Source organism: Xanthomonas rydalmerensis (assembly GCF_033170385.1).
GTDB lineage: Bacteria > Pseudomonadota > Gammaproteobacteria > Xanthomonadales > Xanthomonadaceae > Xanthomonas_A > Xanthomonas_A rydalmerensis.
Genome location: NZ_CP126170.1, coordinates 3,744,677 through 3,768,331, shown reverse-complemented (window position 1 = coordinate 3,768,331; position 23,655 = coordinate 3,744,677). Strand labels below are relative to the sequence as shown.

Genomic DNA, 23,655 nt, shown 5'->3' with positions numbered 1-23,655 from the left:
GGCTATCATGCCGGCGGTTCTTTTTTGGGAGAGGTGCATGCGCAATCTGATCCGATGGGGGGCATTGGCGCTGCTGGCCACCGCGTCCGCGGCTGCCGCAGGGGCGGTGCGCCCCGCGGCCGTCGCGCCGCCGCAGGACGCGGGCGCATCCGCTACGCCCGTGCAGAAAGTGATCGTCTCCACCGACATCGGCGACGACATCGACGATGCGTTCGCGCTGGCGCTGCTGTTGCGCAGCCCGGAGCTGCAGGTGCTGGGCATCGCCTCGGCCTGGGGCGACACCGGCCTGCGCGCGCAATTGCTGCAACGGCTGCTGCAGCAGGCCGGCCGCAGCGACATCCCGCTGGCGATCGGCCAGCGCACCACCAGCAGCATTCCCTTCAGCCAGGCGCGCTGGGCGGCGAAGGGCCGCCTGCCTGCGGCGGCGCCGGACGCGGCCGCTTTCATCCTGGCGCAGGCGCGGCGCCATCCCGGCGAGGTCACCCTGCTGGTGCTCGGCCCGCTGACCGACGCGGCGCGCGCGCAGCAGCGCGACCCGGCCGGCTTCGCCCAGCTCAAGCAGGTGGTGCTGATGGGCGGCTCGGTGCGTGTGGGCTACGGCAAGTCGCGCTACCGCCCGCCCAATCCGCCGGCGGCCGAGTACAACATCGCGGCCGACATCGCCGCCGCGCAGCGCGTGTTCGCCGCCGGCGTGCCGATCGTGATGCTGCCGCTGGATGCCACCCAAGTGACCTTGGAGGAGCCGGAACGGGTGGCGCTGTTCGCCCATGGCGAGCCGCTGACCGACGCGCTGGCACAGCTCTACTATCAGTGGCGCGACACCGACCAGCCCTGGGCCAGCGCCACCCCGACCCTGTTCGACGTGGTGCCGGTGGCGCAGTTGCTCGACCCCAGCCTGTGCCCCACCGTGCCGCTGCGCATCGTGGTCGACGACAAGGGCTACACCCGCGAAGCGCCGGCGGCGGGCGCGCCGGGCGCTGCGGCCAATGCCCAGGTGTGCCTGGCGCTGGATCGGCCGCGGCTGATCGCGCTGTACATGCAGCGGCTGCTGCGCTGAGGTTAGGGCGCCGACACCTGGCGGTGTAAGGATTGCTTTGCCATGAGGCCATGGTTGGAGCGACGTTGGGTCGCGACGGGCGGAGCCATTGGCCATTCGTTCAGGGGGTAGGAGCGGCTTCAGCCGCGACGGGCTTTCCCGGGAATGCCTGTCGCGGCTGAAGCCGCTCCTACGGGGGCTCCACGGGGATCGTCGGCATGGTTGCCGGGCGTGTTTCCGCGCCGACGGTAGCTTGCCGCGCACACGCCGATGGATGGTGCACCTTCGCCCCTCCAGCCGTCGCGCCGGCGCTTTATACTCGCGCCACATTCACGGAGCGAACGCATGCACACGGATTCGAAGCGGCGCTGGGCGGGCCTGCGCGCAGGGTTGATGGGGACTTTCTTGTTGCTGGGTCTGGCGCTTGCGCTGGGCGGCTGCAAGCGCAACGAATCCGGGCAGTTGCCCGAGGCCAGCGGCGAGCCGGTGAAGGGGCAGAAGGAAGCGATGAAGGGCTTCGGCCTGGTCCGCGCCTATCCTGACCAGAAGGGCGACGGGCTGTCGCTGGCGCTGGAGTTCTCGCGGCCGCTGGTCGGCACCCAGGATTTCGACAAGCTGCTGCGCTTTGAGGAGAAGGTCGGCACCGACGAGAGCGCCTGGTCGCTGTCCGACGACGGCAAGACCCTGCGCTACCCCTACGTGGAGGCGGCCAAGGATTACACGGTGGTGATCTCGGCCGACCTGCTGGCGGCCGACGGCAGCCGCCTGGGCAAGCCGCTCAAGCAGAAGGTCTATACCGGCGAGTTGACGCCGGCCGTCGGCTTCGCCTCGCAGGGCAGTGTGCTGCCGGCGCGCGAGAGCCGCGGCCTGCCGGTGGTCTCGCTCAACGTGCCGGAAGTGGACGTGGAGTTCATGCGGGTCAAGGACAGCGCGCTGCCGGCGTTCTTCGCCCAGTACCAGCGCGGCGGCCGCCGCGGCACCTGGGAGCTGGACAGCGACTACGGCGACCACACCCCGATCTCGCAACTGGCCGATTCGGTCTATACCAACCGCTTCGTGCTCGGCGGCGACAAGAACGAGCGCGCGCTGACCTACCTGCCGATCCAGGAGATCAAGGAACTGCAGGCGCCGGGCCTGTACTTCGCGGTGCTGCGCCGCCCCGGCAAGTTCGACAACGAGTACGACACTGCCTTCTTCACGGTCAGCGACATCGGCCTGCATGCGCGCGCCTACAAGGACAAGCTGTTCGTCCACACCGCCTCGCTGCAGAGCGGCGAGCCGTTGAAGAAGGTGGAGTTGCGCGTGCTCAACGCCGACGGCGAGCTGTTCCTGAAGGGCCAGACCGACGACAACGGCAACGCGCTGTTGAACTACACGCTCGACGCCGGCCAGGTGTTGGTGGCGCGCAGCGGCACCGACCTGTCGATGCTGCCGTTCAACCAGCCGGCGTTGGACCTGAGCGAGTTCGCGGTGGCCGGGCGCGAGAACGCCTGGTTCGACGTGTTCGCCTGGTCCGGCCGCGACCTGTACCGCCCCGGCGAGACCGTGCGGGTGTCGGCGCTGCTGCGCGACAACGACGGCAAGCCGGTGCCGACCACCGGCAAGGGCGCGCAGCCGGTGTTCCTGCGGCTGAAGCAGCCCGACGGCAAGATCTTCCGCGAGACCCGGCTGCAGCCGGGCGACCAGGGCTATTTCAGCTTCGAGCAACTGATCCCCGCCGACGCCCCGACCGGGCGCTGGCAGGTGGAGTTCCGCACCGACCCGACCAGCAAGGAAGCGGTGCAGGGCATGACCCTGCGCATCGAGGAATTCCTGCCCGAGCGCATGAAGCTGGACCTGGACAGCGCGCAGAAGACGCTCAAGCCGGGCGAGCCGTTCAAGCTGCAGGCCACCGCCGCCTACCTGTACGGCGCGCCGGCCGCGGGCAACCGCTTCACCGCCAAGCTGGCGGTGGCGGTCGAGCAGCATCCGGTGGAGGCGTTGCCGGGCTACTTCTTCGGCGACCCGACCCTGCAGTTGCCGCGCGAAGCCAAGGACATCGTCGATACCGAGTTCGGCGCCGACGGCAAGCTCAGCGAGGACCTGGCGCTGCCCGACGAGGCCAAGCCGACCAGCACCATCGCCGCGCTGGTCTCGGCCAGTGTGTACGAGACCGGCGGCCGCACCGTCACCCGCACCCTCAAGCGCGTGCTGTGGCCAGCACCGGCGCTGGTCGGCGTACGCCCGCTGTTCGACGACAAGGACGGCGCCGACGCCAACGCCAACGCGCGCTTCGAACTGATGCGGGTGGATGCGCAGGGCAAGCCGCAGCCGGCCAAGGGCCTGAAGGTGACCCTGGTGCGCGAGCTGCGCGACTACCACTGGGCGTTCACCGACAACCGCTGGGACTACGATTTCACCCGCCGCTTCGAGAACAAGCAGACGCTCACCGTCGATGCCGGTGCCAGCGCCGCCAAGTTTGATTTCCCGGTGGAGTGGGGCGAGTACCGGGTGGACGTGTTCGACCCGGCCACCGGCCTGACCACGCGCTATCCGTTCCATGCCGGCTGGAGTTGGAACGACGACAACCGCGGCCTCGATGCGCGTCCGGACAAGGTCAAGCTGGCGCTGGACAAGACCGGCTACAAGGCGGGCGACACGCTCAAGGTCACCCTGACCCCGCCGCACGCCGGCCCCGGCGTGTTGATGGTCGAGAGCGACCGCATGCTGTACGTGCAGGACATCGACGTGAAGCCGGGCAGCAGTTTCGAGATCCCGGTGACCAAGGACTGGGAGCGCCACGACGTCTACGTCACCGCACTGGTGTTCCGCGGCGGCTCGGCGCCGAGCAAGATCACCCCGGCGCGCGCGGTCGGCGTAGCCTACGTGCCGATGGACCGCAAGGCCCGGCGCGTGGCGGTGGGCTTGGTCGCACCCAAGCAGATGCGCCCGGAGCAGCCGCTGCCGGTGACGGTGAGCGTGCCGGAACTGGCCGGCAAGCAGGCGCACGTGACCATCTCCGCGGTGGACGTGGGCATCCTCAACATCACCCGCTTCCCGGTGCCGGACGCCAACGCGCAGTTCTTCGCGCAGCGGGGCCTGGGCGTGGATGCCTACGACATCTATGGCCGGGTCATCGAGAGCTTCGAGGGCGGCACCGGCAAGCTGCGCTTCGGCGGCGACATGGCGCTGGCGGCGTTGCCGCAGGCCAAGCGCCCGACCGCGCGGGTGCAGACCGTGGACCTGTTCTCCGGCCCGGTGCAGCTCGACGCCAAGGGCAACGCCCGCGTGCAGCTGCCGGTACCGGACTTCAACGGCACCCTGCGCGTGTCGGCGTTGGTCTATTCGGACGAGCGCTACGGCAACCGCGACGTGGAGACGCTGGTGCGCGCGCCGATCGTGGCCGAGGCCAGCATGCCGCGGGTGATGGCGCCGGGCGACCGCAGCACGGTGACCCTGGACGTGCAGAACTTCACCGGCCAGCCGGGCGAGTTCAAGGTGCGGGTGGATGGCGAAGGTCCGCTGGCGATCGCCGACAACGCGCGCAGCGCCAAGCTGGGCAAGGACGGCAAGGCCACCCTGAGCTTCCCGCTGGTGGCGCAGGAGGGCTATACGGTGGCCAAGGTGCGGGTGCGCGTGGAAGGCAATGGTTTTGCCGCCGACCGCCGCTACGACCTGCCGGTGCGTGCGGCGTGGCCGTCGGTGCTGCGCACGCAGACCCGCGTGCTCGACCCGTTGGCGCCGGTGACCCTGGGCGCCAGCGATGCCGAAGGCCTGATGGCCGGCTCGGTCAACGCGCGCATGCTGGTCAGCGCCTTGCCGCCGATCCCGTTCGCCAGTGCCCTGCAGGGCGCGCTGCAGTACCCCTACGGCTGCGCCGAGCAGACCACCAGCAAGGGCTACGCCGCGCTGCTGCTCGACGACGCCACCGCGCGCCTGCTCGGGGTCAAGGGCCTGGATGCGGCCACGCGCCGCGCGCGCATGGAAGGCGCGTTCGGACGGCTGGCCTCGATGCAGGTCTCCAGCGGTCACTTCTCGATGTGGGGCGACGACGGCTACGTCAATCCGGGGCTGACCCCGTACATCGCCGAGTTCCTGCTCGACGCCAAGGACGCCGGCTTCGCGGTGCCCGACAACGTGCTGCAGAAGGCGTTGAACCGGCTCAGCGAGGACCTGCTGTCCGGCGGCAACAACTTCTACGGCCAGGACCGCCGCGAGAACCTGAAGTTCGCCAACCAGGCCTGGTCCGGCTACGTGCTGGCGCGGGTCAACCGTGCGCCGCTGGGCACGCTGCGCGCGCTGTACGACAACGACCGCAGCAAGGCGCTGACCGGTCTGTCGCTGGTGCACCTGGGCGTGGCGCTGTCGCTGCAGGGCGACAAGAAGCGCGGCGAGGCGGCGATCGCCGCCGGTTTCGCCAAGGACAGCGCCGACCGGCCGCGCTACTTCGGCGACTACGGCAGCGTGGTCCGCGACGATGCGCTGATGATCGCGCTGCTGCACGAGCGTGGCCTGGCCAAGCCCGAGTACGACGCGCGGGTGATGGCGCTGGGGCGCGAGATCGACGCGCGCCGCCGTGGCGGCTGGCTGTGGCTGAGCACGCAGGAGCAGGTGGCGCTGGCGCGCATGGGCAAGGCCTTGCTCAACAGCCAGACGGCGCAGGTCTCCGGGCAGTTGAATGTCGGCGACAGCAGCGAAACGATCGCCCCGGCCAAGGCCTTCGGCCGTCAGTTCGACGAGGCCGAGCTGGCGCGCGGCGTGCACTTCGTGCCGCAGGGCCAGCCGCCGCTGTACGCCAGCCTGGAAATCGCCGGCGTGCCGCGCACGCCGCCGGCGGCCGACGACAGCACGCTGAAGGTGGAGCGCAGCTTCTACGGCACCGACGGCAAGCCGTGGACGCCGCAGCCGCTGAAGGAGGGCGAGGCGCTGATCGTGCGTGTCACCATCACCTCCGACACCAGCATGCCCGACGCACTGCTGACCGACCTGCTACCGGCCGGCCTGGAGATCGAGAACTTCAACCTGGGCGACGCCAAGCAGTGGGCCGACGTGGTGGTGGATGGCATCGAGATCAGCGACCGTTCCAACGCCGCCGACGTCAAGCACGAGGAGTTCCGCGACGACCGCTACGTGGCCGCGCTGAGCCTGTCGGCGGGCAGCAAGGCGCAGGTGTTCTACCTGGTGCGCGCGGTGACCCCGGGCACCTACACGGTGCCGCCGTCGCTGGTCGAGGACATGTACCGCCCCGACCTGCGCGGCGTGGGGCGCAGCAACCCCGGCACGATCAACGTCGTGCAGCCTTGATCCAACGCCCCTCTCCCTGCGGGAGAGGGGCCGGGGGTGAGGGTACGACCGCCAGGACGCCCAACAGCGACGCCGCACCAAACTCCCCTCTCCCTGCGGGAGAGGGGCTGGGGTGAGGGTACGACCGCCAGGATGCCCAACAGCGACGCCGCACCAAACTCCCCTCTCCCCCCGGGAGAGGGGCTGGGGGTGAGGGTACGCCGGCCAGAGATGTCAGCCGGAAGGGACGGCTACCATGAGCGCCGCACCGATCGCGCTGCAGCCGCCGTCGCCATCGGCCTGCCGCCAGCAGTGGCCGCGGTGGCGGCGCTGCTGCCGGCCGCCGCCAATGCGCGCCTGCTCCGCCGCTGCGTTCCCCTTCCGTTCCCTGGAGCCCGTCATGCCCGCGTCCCCCCCGTCCGCCGCGTCCCACCTCGACACGGTGGTGTTCGATCTCGGCGGCGTCCTGATCGACTGGAACCCGCGCCATCTGTACCGCCGCCTGTTCGACGACGAAACCGCGATGGAAACCTTCCTGCGCGAGGTGTGCAGCCCGCAGTGGAACGAGCGCCAGGATGCCGGGCGACCGTGGCACGAGGCGGTGGCCGAACTGAGCGCGCAGCATCCGGCGCATGCGCCGCTGATCGCGGCCTACCACGCGCGCTGGCCAGAGATGCTGGGCGGCGCGCTGGACGCCACCGTGGCGGTGCTGGACGAACTGCGCGGGCAGGGGGTGCGGCTGTACGCGTTGACCAACTGGTCGCACGAGACCTTCCCGATCGCGCGCGAACGCTATCCGTTCCTGCAGTGGTTCGAGGGCGTGCTGGTGTCGGGCGAAGAACGCCTGCTCAAGCCGGACCCGGCGATCTTCGCGCTGCTGTGCGAACGCTTCGCGATCGACCCGGCGCGGGCGGTGTTCATCGACGATGCGCCGCGCAATGTCCAGGCCGCGGCTGCCACCGGCATGCATGCGCTGCAGTTTCGCGATGCCGCGGCGTTGCGCGAGGAGCTGGTCGCGCTGGACCTGCTGCCGCCGCGCGCCGGCGCCGCGGCGCCCTGAGCGGCGAGCGCGACACGCTGCCGCAGGAGCGGTTGCAGGCGATCCTGCAGCGCCTGCGCGAGCACGGCCGAGTGGTGGCGGCGGAACTGACGGAGCGCTTCGCCGTGGCCGAGGAGTCGATCCGCCGCGACCTGCGCGAACTCGCCGCGCAGGGCTGTGCCGGCGGGTCTACGGTGGGGCGCTGCCGCCAACGCCGGCGTCCGCGCCGCTGCCGCAGCGCCAGGCCGAGCATGCCGAGCGCAAGCGCGCGCTACCTTCGCCACGCAGGCGGCGCAAGTGCACCGCGCTGCGGCCGCGGCCACGGTCTGGGCCGGGCCGTCATCCGGCGGCTTCTGCGTTTCGGGCAACCGCTGCGGGAACGGCAGGTGCCGATCGCCCGCCAATCGTGCCTGCCGCATCGCACCACATTGCAGGCGGCCGCCGGCCGCGCCGGCGGGCAGAGACGGCTGTGTCTTCACGCCTTCCACACAACGCCATCGTTTCGTCATATCCCTGGGATTAAATAACAAACTTTAAGTTACTTAATTCAGTCAACCAGGGGACATCGCAATGCAACCACTCACTTATCGGCGCCGCGCGCTGATCGTCTGCGCGCTCGCCGCCAGCTGCCAGGCCGCGCTGGCGCAGGACGCCGCGTCCACCACGGCGACGGTCGCCGCCGACGCCAGCGCCGTCGCTGCCTCCACCGCTACCGCGCCGGCCGTCGGCGACACCACGCCCGACACCCCGCCCAACGATGCTTCCAACGGCGACGGCACCACCACGCTGTCCAGCGTGCAGGTCACCGGCGTGCGCAAGGCCAATGCCGCGGCGATCGAGAGCAAGCGCGCGGCCACCAACATCACCGACGTGGTCAGCTCCACCGACGTGCGCGCGCTGCCGGACACCACCATCGTCGAGGCGCTGCGCCGCATTCCGGGCCTGTCCGTCCTGCCGGCCACCGACAACGAGCATCCGCGCGACGAAGCCGCCACCCCGGTGCTGCGCGGCCTCGGCCCGTCCTACAACAACGTCACCATCGACGGCCTGACCGTGGCCTCGCCGGGCACGCCCAACGGCACGCTCGGCTCGATCACCCGCGGCGTGCGCCTGGACATCCTGCCGGCCTCGATGGTCAGCGAACTGCAGGTCATCAAGACCTTCACCCCCGACCTGGATCCGAACGCCACCGGCGGCGCGATCAACCTCAAGACCCGCAGCGCGTTCGAGAACGGCGGCAAGCCGTTCTTCACCGCCGAGGCGTCGCTGGGCCATGCCAACGACGTCGGCAAGCCGCGCGACCAGGACGACCCGGGCTACCGCGTGCTTGCCACCGGCAGCCGTACCTTCGGCAGCGAAGGCCAGTACGGCCTGACCCTGTCCGGCAACTACCAGACGCTGAGCAGCTACACCGAAACCCACATGACCACCGACACGGTGCACTACGGGTTCTACGACAGTACCGGCGCGCTGCAGAGCGGCACCAACCTGGGCAACGGCTGGGCGGTGCCGCAGCAGGACAAGTACTGGTACGTGATGGACAAGCGCGACCGCTACGGCCTCACCGGCAAGTTCGAGGCGCGGCTGAGCGAGTCGCTGCAGGCCTACGCCACGGCCGGCTACTACTACTTCCGCGACAACATGGAACGCAACGAGATCATCCTCGATCCGCGCAACCGCAATCGCGTCTACAACCAGACCGCCACCAGCGGCAGCTACCCGGTCGGCGACGTGGAAGTGGGCTATTCCAACCAGATCACCACCACCCGCACCAAGCTCGGCCAGACCGGCTTCGAGTGGCGCCCGGACGACCGGCAGGTGCTGTCCGCACGCGCGTCCTGGTCCGATGCCACCTATGCCGAACCGATCAAGATGATCAAGTACGTCACCGGCGCGCAGCGCCCGGCGGCGGTGCCCACCGGACAGACCGGACCCGGCGTCACCGTGGTGCCGACGGCGGCCTATGGCTTCAACTACGACACCTCCGCGCTCAATCAGCGTTTCCCGATGTCGGCGCAGTCGTACTACGACTACGACAACTACAGCCTGCTGTACTGGCGCCCGGACTACCAGCGCAATGCGCGCGACAAGGTGCTCACCGGACGCCTGGACTACGCCTTCAATCGCGGCGAGATGGACCGCGGCTTCGGCTTCGGCAGCGGCCTGAGCTACACCCGCGACGAGCCCGGTTTCGACATCTACCGCGTGGAGTACCAGCCCAACCGCAGCGCGCCGCCGCTGAAGATCGGCGACGTGCTGGCGCCGTCCAACGCGCCGATGCGCTACCTGGGCCTGAACCTGATCGCGATCGATCCGGACAAGGCCAACCAGGTGCTGAGCGCCACCCCGCTGAGCGCGTTCAACCGCACCGACCAGAGCGCCTTCAGCAACCAGGACAACTTCAGCCACCGCGAGGAGATCTTCGGCGCCTACGGCCTGCTCGGCTACCGCAGCGACGATGTCGACGTGGTAGCCGGCCTGCACTACGACCATACCGACCAATCCACGGTCGGCCGCCAGCGGCAACTGGACGCGGCCAGCGGCAACTACGTCTACGTCGATGCGCCCACCGATTCGCGCTACGCCAAGGTGCTGCCCTCGGCGGTGATGACCTACCACGTCAACGATCGCCTGGACCTGCGCGCCGGCGCCAGCCGCACGCTTGGCCGTCCGCCCTACGACGCCTATGCCGCGCGCACCTCGATCAGCTTCGTCAACAGCAGCGACATGGGCAATCCCAATGCGCAGGGCGTGACCGTCACCATCGGCAATCCCGACATCAAGCCGCGCGTGTCCACCAACCTGGACCTGTCGCTGGAATGGCGCCTGCCCGACGACTTCGACGGCATGCTCGCCGCGGCGCTGTTCGACAAGCGCATCCAGGACGAGATCTTCACCCTCTCGCGCACCGACCAGTTCGGCTTCAACGGCACCACCTATTCCAACGTGCTGATCAGCACCCCGGCCAACGCCGCCAAGGCGCACGTGCGCGGCCTGGAACTGAGCGCGGTGTTCAACACCTTGTTCCCGGGCGTGCCGGCGCTGTCCGGCCTGGGCGCCAGCGCCAACCTGGCCCTGCTCGACGGCGGCATGGACGTGCCGTTCACCAGCGGCAGCGCGCCCAACGTGGTGCAGAGCCAGCGCACTGTCGATCGCCTTGTCGGGCAGCCCGACTACACCGCCAACGCCTCGCTGTTCTACACCGTCGGCGGCGTCGAACTGCGTGCGGCCTACAACCGCCAGGGCAAGGCGCTGCGCGCCATCGTCAGCAACATCGCCTGGCAGGACCTGTACTGGGCGCCGCGCTCGCAGCTGGATCTGTCGGCGACCTGGGCGGTGAGCAAGCAGCTCAGCGTGGTCGGCCAGATCAGCAATGTCACCCACAGCCGCCTCACCAGCCTGACCGGCCCCGGCGAGAACCTGCTGAAGGACAGTTATTCGATGCCGACCACCTACTGGCTCGGCCTGCGCTTCACCCCGTCGCTGTGACCGTTGCCGGAGACCAACCATGAACCTGCTTTTCTCGCGCGGCGCGGTCATTGCCGCACTGCTGACCGCGACGGCTCCGGCCGTCGCCGCCATCGCCCCGATCCAGGCGCGCCTGGCCGCACCGGACGGCGGCATCTTCGTCGTCGCCCATCGCGGCTGCCACAACCCCGCGCCCGCGCACGGCTTCGCCGGGCACGCGCCGGAGAACTCGCTGCTGGGCCTGGAGCGCTGCGTGACGCTGGGCGTGGACATGCTCGAAACCGACATCCGCCGCGCCGGCGACGGCACCCTGGTGATGTTCCACGACGCCACCGTCGACCGCACCACCGACGGCACCGGCAAGGTCGCCGAACTCACCTGGCCGCAACTGGCGCGGCTGCGCCTGCGCGACGACGAGGGCGGTCCCGACGCGGCGCTTACCGACCAGCATCCAGTGACCCTGGCGCAGATGTTGGCCGCGGCCAAGGGCCGGATCATGCTCAACCTGGACGTCAAAGCGCCGATCTACGCCGAGGTGGTCGATGCGGTGCGCCGCGCCGGCATGGAGCGGCAGGTGGTGGTCAAGACCGAGGTCGGCGTCGCCAGCCAGGACCTGGCGTCGATGCCGCCGTTCGACCAGGTCAACTTCACCCCGGTGCTGCTGAATCCGCCGGGCACCGACGACCTGGTGCAGACCGTGCGCACCCAGACGGAAGGCAAGGTGCGGCCGGTGGCGATCGAACTGCCGCGGATGCGCCTGGCCCAGTTGCCGGCGGTGGCGGCCCTGGCCAAGCAGCGGCACGTGCGGCTGCTGGTCAACACGCTGTGGGACGGCTTCGTCGCCGACGTCGGCGGCGATGCCGATGCGGTGCGCGATCCGGAAGCGGTGTGGGGGCGGCTGTATCGCGCCGGCATCGGCGCCTTCCAGACCGACGAACCGGAAGCGCTGCTGCGCTATCGCGCGTCGCTGGAAAAGCCCTGACCCGCACCTGCTCGCGCCACTGTCCGTAATCGGTCGGTGCACGACCGCTTGCGGACGCGGCGACCGCGCGTGTCGCGGTCGTAGTGCAAACGATTCAATGGGTTAGTGCGGTTCGCCGATTGGCACGCAGCCTGCTGCACAGCAGGCATGGATATCGCGAAATCACCGAACCGTTCGTTCTGGCGCCACCGCCGCCGCTGGCTGGTGGTGGCCGCTGCCGTTGCGGTATTGCTTGGCGTGGCACTGCTCGGCAGCGGCCGCGCGGCGCCGCGCGTGGCGCGCAGCGAGTTGTGGATCGATGCGGCCACGCGCGGCGAGATGCGCCGCGAGGTCCGCGCCAGTGGCGTGCTGGTGCCGCGGCAGATCCGCTGGATCACCGCCGGGGCCCCGGCCACCGTGCAACAGCAACGGGTCGAGGCCGGCGCGCGCGTGCAGGCCGACACACCCATCCTGCAACTGGTCAATCCGGAACTGGACGCCGGCCTGGATCGCGCGCGCGCCGCGTTGGCTGGCGCAGACGCCGACCTGGCCGCACTGCACGCCGCACTGGCGTCGCAATTGCTGGACCAGCAGGCGCTGCAGGCGCAGGCCGAGTCCGAACTGCAGATCGCGCAGATCAAGGCCAAGGCCTACCGGCGCGGCCACGATGGCGGGGCGATCTCGGACATCGACCTGACCCAGAGCCAGATCGTCGAGGCGCAGCAGCGCGGCCGCGCCGACATCGAGACCAAGCGCGTGGCCGCGTTCCGGCAGAACATGGCCGCGCAGTTGCGCGCGGCACAGGCGCGGCGCGCGCAGGCCGCCAGCACCCTGGCCATCGCCGCGCAACAAGCCGACGCGCTGCAGGTGCGCGCCGGCAGCGACGGCATCCTGCAGCAGGTGGACGTGGAGCCCGGCCAGCGTGTCGAGGCCGGCGCCAAGTTGGCGCGGGTCGCGCGCCCGGACGACCTGCTGGCGCGGCTGCAGGTGCCCGAGGTCCTGGCCAAGGACGTGATCGAAGGCCTGCCGGTCGCGGTGGACACGCACAACGGCGTCGTCAGCGGGCAGGTGGCGCGGATCGATCCAGCGGTGCGCAGCGGCAGCGTGGTGGTCGACGTGCGGCTGACGCCGCCGCTGCCGTCCGGCGTGCGCCCGGACCTGTCGGTGGACGGGCGCATCGTGCTCGGCACGCTGCGCGACGTGGTCAGCATCCCGCGCCCGGCGCTGGCCGTGCCCAACGCCGCCGGTAGCCTGTTCGTGCTGCGCGACGGCGGCCAGACCGCGCAGCGCATTCGCGTGCGTTTCGGCGCCGCTTCCAGCGACCGCATCCAAGTCCGTGCCGGCCTGCGCGCCGGCGACCGCGTCGTGCTGTCCGACACCAGCCAATGGAATGCCGACGCCACCTTGCGCTTACGCTAGCCAGACCAGGAGAGACCCCGCATGACCGCAATTCCCGCACCATCCGCCGCGCCGTTGATCCACCTGGACGGGCTCGGCAAGGTGTTCCACACCGAGGAAGTGGAGACGCACGCCCTGGCCGAGATCGCGCTGGAGGTGGCGCCCGGCGATTTCGTCGCCATCACCGGACCGTCCGGCTGCGGCAAGTCGACCCTGCTGTCGATCCTGGGCTTGCTCGATGCGCCCAGTGGCGGCACCTACCGGCTCAACGGCCGCAACGTCGCCGAACTGGACACGGTCGGCCGCGCGCGCATCCGCAATGCCGAGATCGGCTTCATCTTCCAGGCCTTCAACCTGATCGCCGACCTCACCGTGGAAGAGAACGTGGCGCTGCCGCTGACCTACCGCTCCGGCGCCCAGCGCAGCCAGATCCGCCAGCGCGTGCGCGAGGTGCTGGAACTGGTCGGCATGCACCATCGCCACAAGCACTATCCGGGGCAGTTGTCCGGCGGTCAGCAGCAGCGCGTGGCGGTGGCGCGCGCGCTGGCGGGCAACCCGGCGATCCTGCTTGCCGACGAGCCCACCGGCAATCTGGACAGCCGCAACGGCGAGGCGGTGATGCAGTTGCTGGAACAACTGCACGACAACGGCACCACCTTGTGCATGGTCACCCATGACCCGGCGTTCGCGCGGCGCGCGCAGCGCATCGTGCACATGCTCGACGGCCGCATCGTCGACGAGGACACCTTCGAGCGGCTGCGCCACGAGCAGGATGTGGCGTTGCCGGTGCGCGCCGCGGAGCAGGCGCGATGAGCGCCGCCCTGCATTGGGCGGAGATGCGGCAATCCTGGCGCGCGCTGGCGCGCAAACCCGGCTATCTGCTGCTGGCGGTGTTGACCCTGGCGCTGGGCGTGGCCACCACCACGACAGTGTTCGCGCTGCTCGACCAGGCCTTGCTCAAGCCATTGCCGTTCCCGCAGCCGGAGCGGCTGGTCACGCTCGGCCTATCCAGCGATCCCGGCCGCAATGTCGCCGCGCCCGGCTACTACCCGGTGTTGCGGCGCATGTCGAGCCTGCAGTCGATCGGCATCCTGCGCACGTTCCCGGTGCCGGCCAACATCGCCCGCGGCGATGCCAACGAGGTGGTCGCATCGATCAGTGCCGATGCCGGCGTCCTGCGCACGCTCGGCCTGCCGATGGCGGCGGGGCGCAACTTCAGCGACGAGGAAAGCCGGCCCGGCGGGCCGCAGGCGGTGATCCTCAGCCATCGCTTCTGGCAGCGCTACTTCGGCGGCGATCCGGCGGCGGTGGGGCGCATGCTGCAGGTCGAAGGCAAGCCGGTGCAGATCGTCGGCGTGCTGCCGGCGGACTTTCCCTGGGCCGACCCCTTCGACCTGATCCGCAATATGCAGCCGGATCTGGCCGAGACCAACCTGTCCACCAACGAGATCGTGGTGGCGCGGTTGCGCCCCGGAGTCAGCGTGGCCGCGGCTTCCGCGCAGACCGCGGCCACGCTCAAGGCCTTTTTGCGCAACAGCCCGCACATGGACGCATCGTGGTGGGGCTCGTTGCAGCGGCGGCCGCCCAATGCGCTGCCGTTGCAGGACAGCCTGTACGCCGCCAATAGCGGCAATACGCTGTGGCTGTTCTTCGCCGCGGCCGCCTGCGTGCTGTTGATCGCCGCGATCAACCTGACCAGCCTGATGCTGCTGCGCGCGCTCGGACGCAGCCACGACAGCGCGGTGCGTGCCGCACTGGGCGCATCGTGGCTGCGGCTGAGCCTGCCGGCGCTGGCCGAAGGCGTGCTGATCGGCGTACTCGGCAGCCTGGCCGGGCTGGCGCTGGCCTGGCTTGGGCTGCGCCTGCTCGGCGACTGGGTACCGCTGATGTGGATGCGCGGCGAAGCGGCGCACCTGACCGGCGCCAGCGCGCTGTTCGCGCTGCTCGCCGGCGGTGCCACCGCGCTGCTGGCCGCCGTGTTGGGCATCGTGCGCGGCCGTCGCCGCAATCTGGTCGCCGAACTGGCTGGCGGTGGGCGTGGCGGCTGGAGTCTGCAGGCCGGGCGCCTCGGTCGCGTCCTGGTGATCGCACAGGTGGCCATCGCCGTGGTGCTGCTGATCGGCGCGGCCTTGTTCACCCGCACCTTGCAGAAACTGGCGGAGGTGCCGATGGGTTTCGAGAGCCGGTCGGCGGTGGTGTTCTCCTTGGCCCCGGTGAAGGAACGCTACGTCACCGCGGCCGATGCGGTGGAGCAGACCCGGCGCATCGTCGCGCGGCTGCAGCAGGTGCCTGGCATCGACCGCGTGGGAGTGTCGACCAATCCGCCGACGGCGACGCGGCTGAGCTGGAGCGTGGAGATCAACGGTGCGCCCTCCGTCGATGCCCAGTACCGGCTGGCCACGCCGCAATTCCTCGACGTGTTCCGCATCCCCTTGCTGGCCGGGCGCGGGATCGCCGACAGCGACGTGGCTGGGGCCGAGCGGGTCTGCGTGGTGAGCGCCAGCTTCGCCGCGCGCTACCTGCACGGGCAGGCGCTGGGCAAGAGCATCACCGTGCCCGATGACGGCGGCAACCAGCGCTTGGCGATGCGCGTGGTCGGCGTGGTCGGCGACGTGCGTCATACCAGCCCGGCCGAGCCGCCGGAGCCGACGGTGTACCAGCCGCTGGCGCAGATGAGCGAGCCGATGTGGCAGATCATTCGCGGTTTCGGCGCGCTGACCTATGCGGTGCATCTGCGCGCCGGCGCGCTGGGCGCCGACGAGCGCGCGCTGCGTGCGGCGATCGACGAAGTGGCGCCGCAGCAGCCGATCGCCGACCTGCGGCCGATGCAGGCGCTGGTCGCCACCACCACCAGCGAGCAGAAGCTCAACCTGCTGCTGGTCGGCCTGTTCGCCGCCCTGGCATTGCTGCTGGCCGCGGTCGGCCTGTACGCGGTGATGGCGGTGGCGGTGGCCGCACGCCAGCACGAGTTCGGCGTGCGCGCCGCGCTCGGCGCGCCGCCGGCACGGCTGCGGCGGCAGGTGCTGGGCGAGGCCGGCATGCAGATCGGAGTGGGCCTGCTGCTGGGCCTGGGCGTGGCGATGGCGGTGTCGCGGCTGCTGCAGCGCTTCCTGTTCGAGGTGCGTGTGGCCGACCCGTTGGCGATCGGCGCGGTGCTGCTGGTGCTGGTCGCGGCCGGCCTGCTCGCCGCGCTGGCGCCGGCGCAGCGGGCGGCGCGGGTGCCGCCGATGCAGGCCTTGCGCGCCGAATGATCCGCTTCGCCTCTCGATGCGGGTATGCCACGGCGGCGGCCGTGGCGCCTGCCCACCGCGCCCGGCCGCTAGACTCTGCGCCATGAACGACGCCCGCACACCGCCCTTGCCGCGCATCCTCGTCGTCGACGACCAGGCCGACGTGCGCGAAGCCCTGCGCATGCTGCTCAAGAGCGCCGGCTACGGCATGGTCGGCGCCGAATCGCCGGAACTGGCGCTGGCCTGCCTGCGTGGCGACGAATTCGCCGCGGTGCTGGTGGACATGAACTACGCCCGCGACACCACTTCCGGCGCCGAAGGCCTGGCCTTGATCGCGCAGATCGCCGCGCAATGGCCGGGGCTGCCGGTGATCGCGATGACCGCCTGGGCCAGCATCGAAGTGGCGGTGGCGGCGATGCGCGAGGGTGCCGTCGATTTCATCGAGAAGCCCTGGCAGAACGCACGGGTGCTGGCGGTGCTGGACAGCCGCATCGCGCTGGATCGTAGCCGGCGCACCGCGCAGCGGCTCGGCGAGGCGCAGGCGCTGTTGCTGCAGGAGGGCGCGGCCGATTTCGTCGCCGAATCGGCACCGATGCAGCGGCTGGTCGGGGATCTGCTGCGCATCGCCGGCAGCGGCGCTAACGTGTTATTGCTGGGCGAGAACGGCACCGGCAAGAGCCTGCTGGCGCAGTTGCTGCACCAGTGGTCGCCGCGTCGCGCGCAGGCCTTCGTCAAGGTCAACATCGGCGGGCTGGCGCCGACCCTGTTCGAGGCCGAACTGTTCGGCCACGTGCGCGGCGCCTACACCGACGCGCGCCAGGACCGTGCCGGCCGCTTCGAACTGGCCGATGGCGGCACCCTGTTCCTGGACGAGATCGGCAACCTGCCGCTGCAGCAGCAACCCAAGTTGCTGCGCGCGATCGAGGATGGCGAGTTCGAGCGGCTCGGCTCCTCGCGCACGCAGCGGGTCGACGTGCGCATCGTCGCCGCGACCAATGCCGACCTGGAGGCGGAAGTGGCGGCCGGCCGCTTCCGCCAGGATCTGCTGTACCGGCTCAACACCTTCCAGGTGCGGGTGCCACCGCTGCGTGAACGCGGCGCCGACATCCTGCCGCTGGCGCGGCATTACCTGGCTGCCGCCTGCACGCGGTATCGGCGGCCGCTGCCGACGCTGGCGCGCGATGCCGAGCGCGCGCTGCTGGGCTACGCCTGGCCCGGCAACGTGCGCGAGCTGGCGCACGCGATGGAGCGTGCGGCGCTGCTGGCCGACGGCAGCATCCTGGGCAGCGACGACCTGCGCCTGCAGCCGGCGGCGAGCGTTGCGCCCGCGCTGTCGACACAGCTGACCCTGGAAGAAGCCGAGGCGCTGCTGCTGAAGCAGGCGCTGGCGCAGCAGCAGGGCAACCTGCAGCGCACCGCCGACCAGCTTGGCATCACCCGGCAGAGCCTGTACCGGCGCCTGGGCAAGCACGGCCTGCGCAGCGATGACGGCGGCTGAGCGGCAGCGTTGGCGGCCGCTGTGGCTGGCGGCGCCGGCCTTGCTGGCCTTGCTCCTCGTGCTTGCCGCTGGCGCGCCGCGGCTGCCCGAGGCGGTGCTCTTGCTGCTGTGCGTGCTGCTGCTGACCGCGGCGCTGTGGCGCCGGCAGCAGCGCGATGCCGGGCAACGCCTGCGTACCCTCGGCGGCCTGCTGGACGCGCTGCGCGAGGGCGACTACAGCGTGCGTGCCGCGCAGGACGCGCGCGATGCCGACGGCCTGCTGGCACGGTTCAACGCCCTGGCGCAACGCCTGCAGGACGAACAGCGCGATTCGCACGAAAGCCTGCAACTGCTGAGCAAGACCCTGGCGGCACTGGACGGGGCAGTGTTCGCCTTCGAACAGGATCAGCGCTTGCGCCTGGTCAACCCGGCCGGCGAGCGTTTGCTGGGTGTCGCCGCCCAGCAGGCGATCGGGCAATCCGCGCAGGCGCTGGGACTGGCCGGCCTGTTCGACGTGCCGTCGGGCAGCATCCAGGCGCATGCGTTTCCTCGGCAGCAGGGGCGCTGGCAGATCGGCCACGCCGCCTTGCGCAGTCGCAGCCAGGCCGGGCGCCTGTTGCTGGTGCAGCCGATGGAGCGCGCGCTGCGCGAGGAGGAGGCGCAAGCCTTCCGCCGCCTGCTGCGCGTGCTCAGCCACGAGATCAACAATTCGCTGGCGCCGATCGCCTCGATCGCCGACACCCTCGCGCGGCTGCTGGCGGCCGCGCCGCAGGCGCTCGACGCCGAATTGCAGGCCGATCTGCACAACGGCCTGGGTGTGATCGAACAGCGCAGCGCCGCCCTGCAGCGTTTCCTGGGCGGCTACGCCCGGCTGGCCAGGCTGCCCGCGCCGGTCCCGGTGCCGGTGGCGCTGGCGCCGCTGTGCGCGCGCGTGCAGCGACTGCTGGACGACGCCCGGGTGCAGCTCGCGATCGCACCGGCGCTGCACGCGCGCGCCGATGCCGACCAGCTCGAGCAGGTGCTGATCAACCTGCTGCGCAACGCGCTGGAAGCCGGCGGCAGCGCGCCGGTGACGCTGCGCGCGCGCGGCGACGGCGCCAGTGTGCTGATCGAGGTGCTCGACGGCGGCGCCGGCTTGCCGCCCAGCGACAACCTGTTCGTGCCGTTCTTTACCACCAAGCCCGGTGGCTCGGGGATCGGCCTGGTGCTGTCGCGGCAGATCGTGGAGGCGCAGGGCGGCAGCCTGAGCCTGGAGGCGCGCACGGATGCGCCCGGCAGCGTGGCGACGCTGCGGCTGCCACTGGCGTAGGGTGGGGGGCGTTCGGCGGGATCTAGCCTGTGCACTACGTGCTGGCATTGAGCGTCTCCAGGAGCCTCAATGCCGTTGTAGGAGCGGCGCGTCCAATCGCGTCGCGGCAACCGCGAACTGTTGGCGGTGTTCCGAGCCGCGCATCGCCGACGACGTCGCACGCGCAGGAGCATTCCCACTCCCGCCTCGCCGCCGCAACAGGCAAAATGGCCGCTTCCATCGGGAGCACGCATGCCACTGGACGACACCGCCGCTCCGCACGCCGCGCGGCGCCCCTGGCGCTGGACGCGCCTGCTGCCGTGGCTGCGCTGGGGAACGGTGGCGCTGCTGTCGACCTTGCTGTTGCTGGATCTCGCGTTCCCGCTGCCGCTGCCGAAGTCGCGCGACACCTCGACCCTGGTGGTGGCGGCCGACGGCACCCCGCTGCGCGCCTTCGCCGATGGCAATGGCGTCTGGCGCTATCCGGCCACGCCGGACAGCGTCTCGCCGCTGTACCTGCAGGCGCTGCTGAACTACGAAGACCGCTGGTTCTGGGTCCACCCCGGGATCAATCCCTGGGCGCTGCTGCGTGCGGCCAAGCAGTGGCTGTTCTCGCGTCACATCGTCTCCGGCGGCTCCACCCTGACCATGCAGGTGGCGCGCATCCTGATGCCGCCCGAGGTCAGCACGCGCACGCCCTGGGGCAAGGCGCAGCAGGCGCTGCGTGCGCTGCAGTTGGAAGCGCACCTGAGCAAGCGGCAGATCCTGCAGCTGTACCTGGAGCGCGCGCCCTACGGTGGCACGATCGAAGGCGTGGACGCGGCGAGCTGGGCCTACCTGGGCAAACCGGCCGCGCGCCTGTCGCAGGCCGAGGCAGCGCTGTTGGCGGTGCTGCCGCAGGCGCCGAGCCGGCTGCGTCCGGACCGGCATCCGGAAGCGGCGCGCGTGGCGCGCGACAAGGTGCTCGAACGCATGGTCGCGCTGCGCGTGTGGCCGCGCGCGCAGGTCGACGATGCGCGCATCGAACCGGTGGTGGCGCGCTCGCTGCAGACGCCGCTGCACGCCGCGCTGCTGGCCGAACGCCTGCGCCAGCAACACCCGCACGCCGCGCACATCGTCTCCACCCTCGACGCCGACCTGCAGCGCACCCTCGAAGACCGGGTCAGCGCCTACTTCTCGCAACTGCCCGAGCGCACCTCCGCCGCCTTGCTGGTGGTGGACAACCAAGACCTGCAGGCGCGCGCCTACATCGGCTCGGTGCAGTTCGGCGACCGCCGCCGGCTCGGCGACGTGGACATGGTGCAGGCGTGGCGCTCGCCCGGCTCCACGCTCAAGCCGTTCCTGTACGGCATGGCCCTGGACGACGGCCTGATCCATTCCGAAAGCCTGCTGGTCGACGTGCCGCAGAGTTTCGGCGACTACCGCCCTGGCAATTTCGACGAAGCCTTCAACGGCCCGATCGGCGCCGCCAGCGCCCTGCGCCTGTCGCTCAACGTGCCGGCGGTGGACCTGCTCGACCGGGTCGGGCCGGCGCGCTTCGCCGCGCGGTTGAGCAACGCCGGCATCGGCCTGAAGTTCCCACGCGGCAGCACGCCCAACCTGGCGCTGATCCTCGGCGGCACCGGTGCGAAACTGGAGGAACTGGTCGGCGCCTTCGCCGCGCTCAACCGCGACGGCATCGCCGGCCACGTGCGCTACAGCGCGTCCGACAAGCGCATCGAGCGGCGGCTGATGTCGCCCGGCGCGGCCTGGATCGTACGCGAGATGCTTGAGGCCAATCCGCGTCCCGGCTACGGCATCGGCACCTTCGACGTCGGCACGCGCCCGCGCGTAGCCTGGAAGACCGGCACCAGCTACGGCTACCGCGACGCCTGGGCGATCGGCAGTACCCGCCGCTACACCGTCGGCGTGTGGGTGGGCCGCCCCGACGGCACACCGCTGCCCGGCCAGTACGGCGCGGTGACCGCCTTGCCGCTGATGTTCGAGACGATCGACAGCCTGCCACGCCTGCGTGGCGACACCGCAGCGCGGCCGATGCCCGCCAACGTGCAGCAGGTGGACGTGTGCTGGCCGCTGGGCATCGCCGCCGAGCAGACGCCGCCGGCGCTGTGCCAGCGCCGTTTCTCTGCCTACGCGCTGGACGGCGCGGTGCCGCCGACCTTCGCCGAGCGCGATGCACGGCTGTGGAGCGCCGGCCGCGAGACCGTGCAGGTGGACGCGCACAGCGGCCTGCGCCTGTCGCCGGACTGCGCGCAGCCGCACGAGACGGTCACCCGCGACCTGGCGCACTGGCCGGCGCTGCTGACGCCGTGGCTGCACGCCAGCGAGCGCCAGGCCGGGCAACTGCCGGCGCTGGCGCCGGACTGCCGCGACGACGGCCGCGGCCGCAGCGACGTGCTGCGCATCGAAGGCCTCAACGACCGCGCCACCTTGGCGCGTGCGCCGGGCAGCGCCACGGTGCGTCTGCAGGTGCGCGCGCTGGGCACGAGCATGCCGGTGGACTGGCTGCTGGACGGCCGCTGGATCGCCCGCACCGAGGGCGCACGCACCTTCCAGCGCGACTTCGCCGATGCCGGCGACCACACCCTGACCGCGCTGGCCAGCAACGGCGCCTGGACCCAGGTCCGGTTCCGCGTGTTGCGCTGAGCATCGGGTGGTGCGCGCTCGTAGAAGCCAACAGTCATGCAACCACGACGACCAGAGTAGGCGGACGATCTGACCTCGGAAGCACTAGGGACTGAAGTCCCTCCCACATCGCTCCCGGACACCGATAACCGCGAGTCCCTGTGGGGGCGGTCGCTTGGCTTTGGCTTTGGCTGCTGCTGTCGCTCTTGCTTTTGACTTGCCGGGTTCCCTTCCGAAGCGGCGGCCATCGCGGGGAAACACCCGAAGGGCGGCGCACATGGATGTGCGCCGTCCGCGGCAGGGCAGGGCTCGCCGGAAAAGGCGAAGCACTGCTTCGCCCCGGCGGGCGGGCTGGCGCCGTGAGGCGACTGCCCCGGACTTGGCTGCGAAGCAGCCAAGCCCCTTCCGCGGATCCCCGGGATGGACGCGGACCCGGAGCGCGTCAGCGCGGAGGGCGCGAAGGCAGGGCGCGCTTTCTTTTGGTTACCTTTTCTTTGCGCTAGCAAAGAAAAGTAACTCGCCCGTAAGGGCGAAAGCCTTTGCTTTCGCTTGAGATTTGTGTATCGCGAAGAGAAAAAACGTAGGAGCGGCTGCAGCCGCAACAGAATCCATCGGGAACGCCTGTCGCGGCTGAAGCCGCTCCTACGAGAGAGCATAAAGCCTGAGCCGGCTTACTTGCCGATCCAGCCTTCCAGCATGTCCGAGAACTCGTCGGCGTGCTCTTCTTCCTGGGCCAGGATCTCTTCCAGGATGCGCTTGGTGGTGGTGTCCTTGTCGCCGACGAAGTTGATCATCTCGCGGTAGCTGTCGATGGCGATGCGCTCGGCGATCAGGTTTTCCTTGACCATGTCGCGCAGGTCCTCGCCTTCCTTGTACTCGGCGTGCGAGCGCGCGGTCAGCGTGTCCGGGTTGAGGTCCGGCTCGCCGCCCAGCTGCACGATGCGCTCGGCGAGCTTGTGCGCGTGCGCCTGTTCCTGCTGCGCGTGCTCCAGGAACTCGGACTTGACCGCGTCGGCGAGCATGCCGGCGGCCATGAAGTAGTGGCGGTAGTAGCGCAGCACGCACACGTACTCGGTGGCGAGCGCGTCGTTGAGCATCTTGATCACCGCCTCGCGGTCGGCGCTGTAGCTCTTGGTGATCGCGCCGTCCTCGATGCTCTGGCGGGCGTTGGCGCGCAGGGTGGCGGTGTCGGTGAGGCCGGCGGTGTGCTGCAGCGGCTTGGCGTCGGTGTTCGGGGTGGCTGGCTTGTTGGACATGGCTGGCCGTTTCCTGTGGTGGGTGAGGGGATCAGTCGGGAAGATGCTGCAGCACGTAGTCGGCGGCGGAGACCTTGAATTCGCCCGGCGCCTCGACGAACAACGCACGTACCACGCCGTCGTCGGCGTATAGCGCGAAGCGGCGCGCCCGCACGCCCATGCCGTAGCTGCTGGCGTCGAGTTCCAGACCCAGTGCCTTGGCGAAGTCGCCATTGCCGTCGGACAGCATCTGCAGGCCGTCCGGCACCAGCTGGCTCTTGCCCCAGGCCTGCATCACGAACGGGTCGTTGACTGCCATGCAGTACACCTCGATGCCGCGCTTGCGGAACTCCTCGAAGTGCTCCACATAGCCGGGCAGGTGCTTCTCCGAACAGGTCGGGGTGAAGGCGCCGGGCACCGCGAACAAGAGCACGCGACGGCCGTCGAACAGGCTGCGCGTGTCCACGGCTTCCACGCCGTCGCGGATGTGCTGCAGCACCACTTCGGGAATACGTTCGCCGATCTGGATGGGCATGTCGGGCTCCTTGGATGAACCGAGTCTAGAAACGGAAATGGGAAGGTGGCGTCAACGCCTTGAAAAGCGCGGCGGCAGGCCTATCTGACGGGCATGGACGG

14 protein-coding genes are annotated in these 23,655 nt (G+C 70.4%); 12 read left to right on the top strand and 2 right to left on the bottom strand.

All coding sequences use genetic code 11. The features are described from left to right. Nucleotides 1-37 precede the first annotated feature (37 nt). The 12 genes from QN245_RS15775 to pbpC all read left to right on the top strand — a co-directional run bounded on the left by QN245_RS15775 (nt 38) and on the right by pbpC (nt 21,805). Complete coding sequence (locus tag QN245_RS15775) at nt 38-1,057, top strand: nucleoside hydrolase (RefSeq protein WP_184644053.1); 1,020 nt, start codon at nt 38-40, stop codon at nt 1,055-1,057. A gap of 372 nt (nt 1,058-1,429) precedes the next feature. Beyond that, nucleotides 1,430-6,319 (top strand): alpha-2-macroglobulin family protein, encoded by a 4,890-nt coding sequence (locus QN245_RS15770; RefSeq protein WP_317845381.1) that lies wholly within the window; start codon nt 1,430-1,432, stop codon nt 6,317-6,319. A gap of 379 nt (nt 6,320-6,698) precedes the next feature. Further along, nucleotides 6,699-7,358 (top strand): HAD family hydrolase, encoded by a 660-nt coding sequence (locus QN245_RS15765; protein WP_317843624.1) that lies wholly within the window; start codon nt 6,699-6,701, stop codon nt 7,356-7,358. Between the two features lie 32 nt (nt 7,359-7,390). Next, the gene (locus tag QN245_RS21535) at nt 7,391-7,864 is read left to right on the top strand and encodes a DeoR family transcriptional regulator (RefSeq protein ID WP_425612876.1); all 474 of its coding nucleotides are present in this window, start codon (nt 7,391-7,393) and stop codon (nt 7,862-7,864) included. Between the two features lie 43 nt (nt 7,865-7,907). After that, nucleotides 7,908-10,826, top strand: coding sequence for a TonB-dependent receptor (locus QN245_RS15755; RefSeq protein ID WP_317843623.1), 2,919 nt, complete (start codon nt 7,908-7,910; stop codon nt 10,824-10,826). Nucleotides 10,827-10,845: 19 nt separating this feature from the next. After that, the gene (locus QN245_RS15750) at nt 10,846-11,787 is read left to right on the top strand and encodes a glycerophosphodiester phosphodiesterase family protein (protein WP_160966297.1); all 942 of its coding nucleotides are present in this window, start codon (nt 10,846-10,848) and stop codon (nt 11,785-11,787) included. 147 nt (nt 11,788-11,934) lie between these two features. Then, the gene (locus QN245_RS15745) at nt 11,935-13,185 is read left to right on the top strand and encodes an efflux RND transporter periplasmic adaptor subunit (RefSeq protein ID WP_184448200.1); all 1,251 of its coding nucleotides are present in this window, start codon (nt 11,935-11,937) and stop codon (nt 13,183-13,185) included. A 21-nt stretch (nt 13,186-13,206) separates the two neighbouring features. Then, nucleotides 13,207-13,977 (top strand): ABC transporter ATP-binding protein, encoded by a 771-nt coding sequence (locus QN245_RS15740; protein ID WP_184448199.1) that lies wholly within the window; start codon nt 13,207-13,209, stop codon nt 13,975-13,977. Next, a complete protein-coding gene (locus QN245_RS15735) occupies nt 13,974-16,415 on the top strand; it encodes an ADOP family duplicated permease (protein ID WP_317843622.1) in 2,442 nt (813 codons plus the stop codon). Before QN245_RS15740 ends, QN245_RS15735 begins: the two co-directional genes overlap by 4 nt. A gap of 82 nt (nt 16,416-16,497) precedes the next feature. Further along, a complete protein-coding gene (locus QN245_RS15730; protein ID WP_317843621.1) occupies nt 16,498-17,892 on the top strand; it encodes a sigma-54-dependent transcriptional regulator in 1,395 nt (464 codons plus the stop codon). A gap of 799 nt (nt 17,893-18,691) precedes the next feature. Further along, the gene (locus QN245_RS15725; protein WP_317845380.1) at nt 18,692-19,180 is read left to right on the top strand and encodes a sensor histidine kinase; all 489 of its coding nucleotides are present in this window, start codon (nt 18,692-18,694) and stop codon (nt 19,178-19,180) included. Nucleotides 19,181-19,411: 231 nt separating this feature from the next. Beyond that, a complete protein-coding gene (pbpC, locus tag QN245_RS15720; RefSeq protein ID WP_317843620.1) occupies nt 19,412-21,805 on the top strand; it encodes a penicillin-binding protein 1C in 2,394 nt (797 codons plus the stop codon). Nucleotides 21,806-22,455: 650 nt separating this feature from the next. Here pbpC and QN245_RS15715 read toward each other — a convergent pair. Together QN245_RS15715 and QN245_RS15710 are read right to left on the bottom strand one after the other, a co-directional pair. Further along, nucleotides 22,456-23,040 (bottom strand): ferritin-like domain-containing protein, encoded by a 585-nt coding sequence (locus QN245_RS15715; protein ID WP_160966311.1) that lies wholly within the window; start codon nt 23,038-23,040, stop codon nt 22,456-22,458. 31 nt (nt 23,041-23,071) lie between these two features. Continuing rightward, nucleotides 23,072-23,554 (bottom strand): peroxiredoxin, encoded by a 483-nt coding sequence (locus tag QN245_RS15710; protein WP_317843619.1) that lies wholly within the window; start codon nt 23,552-23,554, stop codon nt 23,072-23,074. Nucleotides 23,555-23,655: the final 101 nt, after the last annotated feature.

Coding starts and splice junctions, on each gene's coding strand:
- QN245_RS15730 (WP_317843621.1), top strand. CDS start 16,498: ATGAACGACGCCCGCACACCGCCCTTGCCGCGCATCCTCGTCGTCGAC.
- QN245_RS15745 (WP_184448200.1), top strand. CDS start 11,935: ATGGATATCGCGAAATCACCGAACCGTTCGTTCTGGCGCCACCGCCGC.
- QN245_RS15770 (WP_317845381.1), top strand. CDS start 1,430: ATGGGGACTTTCTTGTTGCTGGGTCTGGCGCTTGCGCTGGGCGGCTGC.
- QN245_RS15775 (WP_184644053.1), top strand. CDS start 38: ATGCGCAATCTGATCCGATGGGGGGCATTGGCGCTGCTGGCCACCGCG.
- QN245_RS15755 (WP_317843623.1), top strand. CDS start 7,908: ATGCAACCACTCACTTATCGGCGCCGCGCGCTGATCGTCTGCGCGCTC.
- QN245_RS15740 (WP_184448199.1), top strand. CDS start 13,207: ATGACCGCAATTCCCGCACCATCCGCCGCGCCGTTGATCCACCTGGAC.
- QN245_RS15750 (WP_160966297.1), top strand. CDS start 10,846: ATGAACCTGCTTTTCTCGCGCGGCGCGGTCATTGCCGCACTGCTGACC.
- QN245_RS15715 (WP_160966311.1), bottom strand. CDS start 23,040: ATGTCCAACAAGCCAGCCACCCCGAACACCGACGCCAAGCCGCTGCAG.
- QN245_RS15765 (WP_317843624.1), top strand. CDS start 6,699: ATGCCCGCGTCCCCCCCGTCCGCCGCGTCCCACCTCGACACGGTGGTG.
- QN245_RS15735 (WP_317843622.1), top strand. CDS start 13,974: ATGAGCGCCGCCCTGCATTGGGCGGAGATGCGGCAATCCTGGCGCGCG.
- QN245_RS15710 (WP_317843619.1), bottom strand. CDS start 23,554: ATGCCCATCCAGATCGGCGAACGTATTCCCGAAGTGGTGCTGCAGCAC.
- pbpC (WP_317843620.1), top strand. CDS start 19,412: ATGCCACTGGACGACACCGCCGCTCCGCACGCCGCGCGGCGCCCCTGG.